The sequence below is a fragment of the uncultured Fibrobacter sp. genome (assembly GCF_947166265.1).
Classification (GTDB): Bacteria; Fibrobacterota; Fibrobacteria; order Fibrobacterales; family Fibrobacteraceae; genus Fibrobacter.
This window is the reverse complement of the sequence record NZ_CAMVDO010000065.1, coordinates 1-8,107: the sequence shown is the minus strand read 5'-3', so window position 1 is coordinate 8,107 and position 8,107 is coordinate 1. Positions and strand designations below refer to the sequence as shown.

4 protein-coding genes are annotated in these 8,107 nt (G+C 50.4%); all 4 read right to left on the bottom strand.

The window, feature by feature from the left end:
• Positions 1 to 1,943, bottom strand: a 1,943-nt coding sequence (locus Q0W37_RS14815; protein ID WP_297702320.1) for a nucleoside-diphosphate sugar epimerase/dehydratase, incomplete at its 3' end; no start/stop codon positions are given.
• Between the two features lie 115 nt (positions 1,944 to 2,058).
• A complete protein-coding gene (locus Q0W37_RS14810; RefSeq protein WP_297702319.1) occupies positions 2,059 to 3,546 on the bottom strand; it encodes a hypothetical protein in 1,488 nt (495 codons plus the stop codon).
• Between the two features lie 69 nt (positions 3,547 to 3,615).
• Entirely contained in the window at positions 3,616 to 5,739 is a 2,124-nt protein-coding gene (locus Q0W37_RS14805; RefSeq protein ID WP_297702318.1) for a thrombospondin type 3 repeat-containing protein, read from the bottom strand.
• A 144-nt stretch (positions 5,740 to 5,883) separates the two neighbouring features.
• The gene (locus Q0W37_RS14800) at positions 5,884 to 8,040 is read right to left on the bottom strand and encodes a polysaccharide biosynthesis tyrosine autokinase (RefSeq protein WP_297702317.1); all 2,157 of its coding nucleotides are present in this window, start codon (positions 8,038 to 8,040) and stop codon (positions 5,884 to 5,886) included.
• Between the last annotated feature and the right edge of the window lie 67 nt (positions 8,041 to 8,107).

Genomic DNA, 8,107 nt, shown 5'->3' with positions numbered 1-8,107 from the left:
TACACTTTAGGCATCATCACGGTCTTATTGAATTCTTCGGGGGTCGTGAAGGTGGGCACAATCTTATGCAGTGCCGAAACAGCCTTCTTGTCGTCATTGGCCTGAGCGGCATTCTTCAAATCCCATAGCTGGTTCACAAAGGAATCCAAGTCGATAGGAATCTGCTTACCGATGTAAATGAGCTTGTTCTTGGTCTTTTGCAGGCCCTCTTCGCCCATCAACAATTCTTCGAGCAACTTTTCACCGGGGCGCAGTCCCGTGAACTTGATTTCGACATCCTTATACGGCACCTTGCCGTACATGCGGATCAGGTTTTCGGCCAAGGTCACAATTTTCACCGGCTGGCCCATATCGAGTACAAAGATTTCGCCACCGTGCGCAAAGCTAGCCGCTTCGAGCACCAGGTTCACCGCTTCCGGAATCGTCATAAAGTAGCGGATAATGTCCGGGTGAGTCACTGTCACGGGCTTGCCCTGCTCAATCTGTCGTTTGAACAGCGGAATCACGGATCCGTTACTGCCCAGCACGTTACCAAAGCGGGTCGTCACAAAATCGGTATGGCAGTCCTTCTGTTGCGAAAAGAACTGCACAATCATTTCGCAGCAACGCTTAGAAGCCCCCATCACGTTTGTCGGGTTCACGGCCTTGTCGGTACTAATCATAACGAACTTACTGACGTTGTTAATCAGCGAAAGCGTTGCCATATTGAACGTACCCACCACATTGTTCTTAATGGCTTCCATCGGGTTATTTTCCATGAGCGGCACATGCTTGTGAGCCGCCGCGTGGAACACCACCTGCGGTTTGTACTTCTTGAAAATCTGGTTCATGCGGAAATAGTCGCGCACACTCGCAATAATCGTCACCAGGTTCAGGCTCTTGCCGTATTCCATCACCAATTCTTGCTGAATATCGTAGGCGTTGTTTTCATAAATGTCCACGATAATCACCTGGGCCGGGTTGTACTTGGCAATCTGGCGCACGAGTTCGCTACCGATACTGCCACCGCCGCCGGTCACCATGCAAACCTTGTTCTCAATAAATTCACGAATTTCGGAATTGTCGAACTTGATCGGTTCACGCCCCAAAAGGTCTTCTACCTTAATGTCACGAATCTGCGAAATGTAGTTGGACTTTTGAGTCTCCGAAACATCTTGCAAGCTCCCCACAAACGGCAAAATCTTGACCGGAAGCCCCGTCTTTCCGCACAAGTCCAAAATCACCGCACGGTCTTTAGGCGGGCAACTGGGAATCGCAAAAATAATCTGCTCAATATGTTCGAGGCGAGCAATCTTTTCGATGTCGCTTGTACTGCCAGCCACCAGAACGTTGTGAAAAGGTTTACCAATCTTGTAACGGTCATCATCGATCAGGCAAACCGGATAAATTCCGTAGGTTTCAGTCGCCCCAACGGCATCCTTTTCTTCCGGAGACTGCAGTCGGCTAATTTCGTCAAGCAGCACACGCGTGGCCTCACCGGCACCGATAATCATGGTACGGCGCTTTTTCCCTTCTTCAAGCCCCGCATTTACAAGCGAAATAAAGGTTCCCTTGAACAGGTAACGGAACAGGCACACGCCCACCACCGCAATGATACCCGTCAGCACCGTAAAGCCGATAAACAGGTCCCCTGCTATGATATAATAGAGAAGGGAGGCAATCACAAAGCCGCCAAAAATCCCCTTGACACAGCTCAGATAATCGCTCAAGTTGAAATAACGCCACAGCTTATTGTATGCCCCGAATAGGAGCTGGCAAGCAAAGCAAGAAAAGGCACAAAGGAGTAAAAAAGAGAAAAGATGCGCCCTATCGATGCGGTCCGCAAAGGCAGGCAACGGAATATTGACTAGCAGACCGGCCACAAAAACGATAAAGCCATCTACCAGAGCAAGCAAGCGCTTACGAAGCCTGAAATTGATAAAAATTTGTTTAAACTGAGACATTTATACACCCTTTCCCACAAAAGTAAAGAACTCGTTTACAAATATAAAAACTTATTTCTAACTAACAAAGGCTTAGTTTATAAAAATTCCAAAAAACTTACACAATTCCGTTATTTTACATCATAAACGCAATGCGCACGTTCACATACTTGTCGTCAAAGAATCCATATTCGCCCATCACCGCCACATGCGAGCCCCTATAGCTAAGCATCGGGAGCAGAGAATAGTGCAACGGGGCGTTATGCACAAAGCGCTTGGGCACCGTCTTGTACGGGTCATCGATGCTGCTCCCCTCATCCGTTCCTTTCCAGAGCCATTTCTGGTGCAGCCCCACAAAAACATTCGAAAGGCCGCTCAAATTCAGCTGACCGTAAAGCGTCCAGTCCACCGCCAGGCTGTTCGGCCCATTCGGATTCCCCAGGGGCTTACCCAAGTGCGCCATCTGCGCCCGAGCCGAATCGTAATGACAGTACGTGTAAGGCTCTACACGGGCAATTTCGGCAATCGTTCCCAGTTGCAGCAAACGCTTTCCGACATGCGTATCGAAACCCGCCTGCATACCGAGCATCGCCGCCCAGCGGTTATTGCTATACTCATTTTCGTACACGGCCATTGGCGATTCCATGTCGTCCAAGAAAAATTCCCCGTAAAGGCGAACCGCATTCAACAGGCGGTAGTTCATATCGAAGGCTAGGGCCCCGTTATTCACTCTTTCGGAATAGTTCCCTTTTTCAATAAACAACGGCACTACCGGTACAAAAAGCCACGGTTTGTTTTCGTTATACAGAATCTGGATTTCACTCATACCCACCGTAAAGTCGCCCAAGGCAAGTTCATAGCGATGCGCATACAGGTTTCGGTCATTCAAGTTGTCGGGGCTATAGCTCCAGCTATTCACACGCAAGTCGCCATAAACACTATACACATGCAAAGGGCCAAACGTTATATCTACGTTGACCATATTATACGGGAGCGCAAACTGGTTAAAGGTGAGGTTATTGTAATAGCCAGGCCCCCAGTGCAGCACATCGCGGGCCAAAGAAACTCGCACCCAGGCGTAGTTCAGCCCTAAATGGGCACGGTAGCGAGCATAACTTACATAATCGGCACCGGCATTACCTTCTTCGGTCTGCACGTCAAAAACTTCACCATCAAAGCTCTTGGGCTTTTCGGCTGAATGTTTTTCCGCATAAATGCGGGCATCCAAATCAAAGTCCAAGGAATCCGCATAGCCGCGCAAGTAAAGGCCGCCATCCACCCCCGGCCAAATCGTGTCGCCAATAGCCTCCCCACCACGGTAATCCAGGCCTAAAACAGGCGAAGCCGCAATGGCAAAGCGGTGCGCGTCATTCCCAGTACCAATCGAATCGGCATAATAGACAAGCGCATTTCTTTCTTTATCAGTAAAATCACGAACAAAAGAAACATTCCGGCGTGGATAAGTAAAAAACTGTAAGGACTCCCCCACCGTATGGCGATGGTAATCCAAAAGCATCGGCAAATTGTCGAGCGTACGCAGGTTACGGTTACGTTCCGTACCCACCACAGACTGCGAAAAAACGAGAGAAGCAAAGAATAAAAGACAAACTAATAAAAGCTTCATTTTTACAAGCACAAAGAATTAAAAAAAGAGGGTCGACTCAAAGGTCGGCCCTACTGTTTTTTAAAGGGATTACTTTTCGAACGGAACGAGTTCTACGCGACGGTTCTGTTCACGGCCTTCCTTCGTGTTGTTATCGGCAATCGACATTTCAGAGCCGTAGCCAATCGCACGCAGGCGGTCATCTTCAATACCTTTCTTCTTCAAGAAATCCACCACAGCCTGGGCACGCTTCTGCGATAGCTTCTGGTTCGTGTCTTCTGAACCGGTGTTGTCGGTGTGGCCCTGCACTTCAAGGTTTGCAGACTTGAACTTTCTCATCAAAGAGGCAATATCGTTCAACGTGGTGTAGCTCTTCTTGGTGAGCTTGGCAGAACCCGTCTGGAACTGGATACCCTTCTTGAGTTCATCGAGGTTTTCCTTCTTGTTCACCGGGCAGCCATCTTCCTTAACACGTACGCCTTCCAAGGTGTGCGGGCACTTGTCCAGATTGTCCGGAACGCCATCCTTGTCGGTATCCATCGTGCAACCCGTAGAATCCACCGGCATTCCTGCAGGCGTTCCCGGACACTTGTCAACACCATCGAACACGCCATCGTTGTCCGTATCTGCTGGGCAGCCCGTAGAATCTACAGCGAGGCCTTCCTTGGTGTTCGGGCACTTGTCCTTGTTGTCCGGAACGCCGTCCTTGTCAAAGTCCATCGGGCAGCCGGTGCTGTCAACGCTCACGCCTTCCGGGGTGTTCGGGCACTTATCGTTATTGTCGGCAACGCCATCCTTGTCAAAGTCGAGCATGCAGCCCAGGGAATCCACCACAATTCCTTCGGGTGTATTCGGACACTTGTCCTTGATATCCGGAATGCCATCCTTGTCGGTATCGACGCGGGCCAGGGAATCCTGACGGGCGCGTTCGGCCGCATTCAAGGAATCGGCACGGGCGGCAGAATCGGCAGCGGCATTGGCATCCGTCACAAAAGCGGAATCCTTGTCGGCGCAGCCATCCGTATTCACCTGCACGCCTTCTGGAGTGTTCGGGCACTTGTCGTAAGTATCTACAACGCCGTCCTTATCGGAATCGAGCGGGCAACCGGTTTCATCGACAGCGATGCCCTTCTTGGTATGGGCGCACTTGTCCTTGCTGTTGTTTACGCCGTCGCCGTCATCATCCTTGAACGAATCACCACCGAAACGGATGGTAAGGAGTGCTGCACCCGAAATAAGCGGAGTCGGGGCGTAGCAGTAATTGACCTTTTCGCCACCTTCACCCTGGTAGTGGACCACCATGTTGTCGCAGCCCTTCATTTCATCGTCATGATCGAAGCCAAGGTTCTGGAAGGTACGCACGGCCACTTCGAGGCCCATGGCAAAGTCGATGTTGTAAGGCAGGTGGAAACGGAAACCCGGAGTAATGAGCATCGGGTCTTTCATCGGGTCGAACTTGTATTCGCCCTTGCTCTGCAAGCGCATTTCGGCAGAGTATTCCAAGAATACGTCTACCCATTCCTTCGGGAGCCAGTTGACGCCCGCGCTATAGACGAGCGTCTGGGTCTCAGACACATCCAGAGGATAGAGGTAGCTGGCCGCCAAGTTGATGCGGAACGGCTTACCAATTTTCGTGAGGTCAAACGTTGCCGCAAGGCCTGCCGAGAAAGCCCAGTCATCGGCCGTGAACGGTTGCGTGTAACCATCACTATTCAGGTACCATACGTGGCGGGGGCGCACACCGGCATTCGCTTCACCGGTCGGCACATACATATTCAGCATGAGCGCCACGGAGTAAATTTTATTGGTGTCTAGCGGGAGCCTAATCTTGGACCACAGGTCGAGGTCGCCTCGGCTCGTTGTCCACTGGTTTGTGCTTCCTGACGGACCATCGGAATTCGCATGTTCGTAGTAGACCGGAAGAATTGCGCCTACATCCAAAAAATCAAGCAGGCCGACGCCTACAAAGAAGTTACCCGCCTGGGAATAATCCCAATCGTTGTAGCTATGGCGAACACCATCCTGTTCGTACACGCCACCACGGGAAAGTCCCCAAGACGATATGGAGATGTTTCCACCCGTACCAACGGTAAAGTTCCATTGGCCAAGCGTCTTGGCGTTAATCTGATGAAGACCGTCCGAGCCGCCCTCCATGCCTATCTGGGCAAAGCCTAAGCCTGCTGCCAGTAAAGCTGTCCCAAGTATTTTTTTCATTTTGTGTTCCTTCTTGGTTCCATTACAAAGTTCAACATTTAAAAAATAGTTAATCAAGCCAAAATTTTCTGTAGAGTCTACAAAAAAGTGTTAAAATCGTTCGAAATTTCTTACAGACTTCCATCAATGTTTTAAATAGAGAGGCTAATCCTTGCTGAAGTAGCCTTTTCCGTAATATCCCTTTCCATAATACCCGTGGCCATAGTAGCCATAGCCATAGTAGTGCCCCGGTTCGTATTCGCAGTGGTTCATCACAAAAGCGCAAGGTTTGTCCGCATAGCGGCGCAAGTTCGCCAAGTTTTCCTTGACCTGACCTATAGAATCTGTACCGTAGTGAACCACCATCAGGGCAAAATCCACCAACGGGTATATCAATTCGGCATCGGTCACCATGCTTACTGGCGGCGTATCCACCAAAATCATGTCATATTCTGACTTCATTTCTTCGAGCAGATTTTTGAAAGTATCGCGACGCAACAGTTCACTCGGCGACATCAATCGCTTCCCGCAGCCCATCACAAAGAGGTTCAGGCACTTGGTATCGGTAACGGCATCGCGCCAATTGATTTTTCCCGAAAGCACCTCGGTAAGCCCCGCATGTTTGGAACTGCGGATAACGCCCTTGCGCATATCGGCATCAATCAGCAAAATTCTCTTGCCATTCATTGCGTAAACTGCGGCCAAATTCTTAGACACAAAAGACTTGCCCACGCCCGGCACAAGGCCACAAACCATCAGTACCTTCTGGCCCTCGCCAAGCGAGAAATCAACCGCCGTCTGCAGCGTACGGAAAGCCTCGCTCGCCTGGTCATTTGGAGAGTTTTCAACAAGGGACTGCTTACTCCGCTTATTGCGCAACAGTTTGTTCTTGGATTCCGGAATCTTTGCAAAAACACTGACGTCGGTCGCATGTTCCAGCTCCTGCGAACTGCGAATACCGTTTTTCATCATACGGAGCAGGAATACCAAGAGTACCCCCACCATAAAGAAAGCGGCCATCGAACAAATGAGGATGTTGAACTTTTTCGGTTTGCTCTGAATCGGTTCCACCTGCGCAAGGTCCACAATACGCACGTTGCCCACTTCACCCGCACGAACCACGCGCAACTGCTGGATGTTATTGAGCATACTCGTGTACTGGGCGTTATTCACTGCCACATCTTCTTGCAAGCGAAGCACTTCTTGCTGCGTAATCGGCATCGATTCTGCAGCCTTTTTGAGGCGAGCAAGTTCGCCACGCAACTTGTCCTGTTGTTTTGTAATCGTTACGACCGACGGATGTTCTTCCTTGAATAGGCGCGTTGCCTCTTGGCGCTGTTGCTCGAGTTGCAACAGCTGGCGCTGCAGGTCCATCTCTTTACTCAGGTGCGCTTGAGTTTCCCCAGTCATATCTACCGAGCCAATCTGGTGGCGGTAGTCCGCTAAGATTTTTTCGGCACTGTCCAATTTTGCCTTGACGCCAGGCAACTGGGACTCCAGGAATTCCAGGGTCTTTTCGGCCTCGGCACTGCGCATTTCCACATTCTGCCGCACGTAGGTATTGGCAATCGTATTCAGAATTGATGCAGCACGGTCGGCATAGCGGTGCGAATAAGAAACTCCGATAATGCCTGTCTGCTTGCCCTTTTCAGCCACCTTGAGCGAACCCGCAAGGCCACGCACCGCGAGTAGCGGATTAGCCTGCCGAATGACGAACTCTTCGCCAATAGAGGCCCGCATCAAGTTCACACGAATCTGCAAAGTATCGCCTGCGTAAGGAGCCCTGAGCAAATCGCCCACCTTGCCCTCTACAAGTTTAGTCTCTTCGGGCGAATAAACCGCATAAGTATCCGCACCCGTTACCACCGCCTGCCAGCGGTCCGCGCGGGCAAGTTCCGGAATGTCGAGGTAGTCAATATCCATGCGGCCTTCGCGGTGCAGCAAGCGATTAAGTGCCCCCTGCGGAATTGCCGAATAACTCAAGTGTTCCTCGGACACCACAAAGTTGAGCACCATACGGCTCTTGATCAGTTCTATTTCGGCATCGGCAGGGCTAGCCACTTCGAGAAGGGCGCCCATTTCGCCCATCGCCTTGCCCGCCTTGTTGCCCTTTACATCAATCTGCAACAAGGTGTCGCTTGTGAACTGCGGGCGAATCCACTGACCGATGACTCCACCGACAATGGCTCCGATAAAAATAAAGAGTAAAAGCAAATAGCGACGTTTCCAGAGGATAAACAACGCTTCTAGCAAGGTAATTGAATTCGCAGACTGCGCCTGTTGCGCCCCCACGACTATAGTCTGTTGCTCGTTTTCGGCCATTATAATCCCTTACGAGTGAAAATTTATTCAAAATATAAGAAAATTTTATGCAGGAAAAATTCTTTTT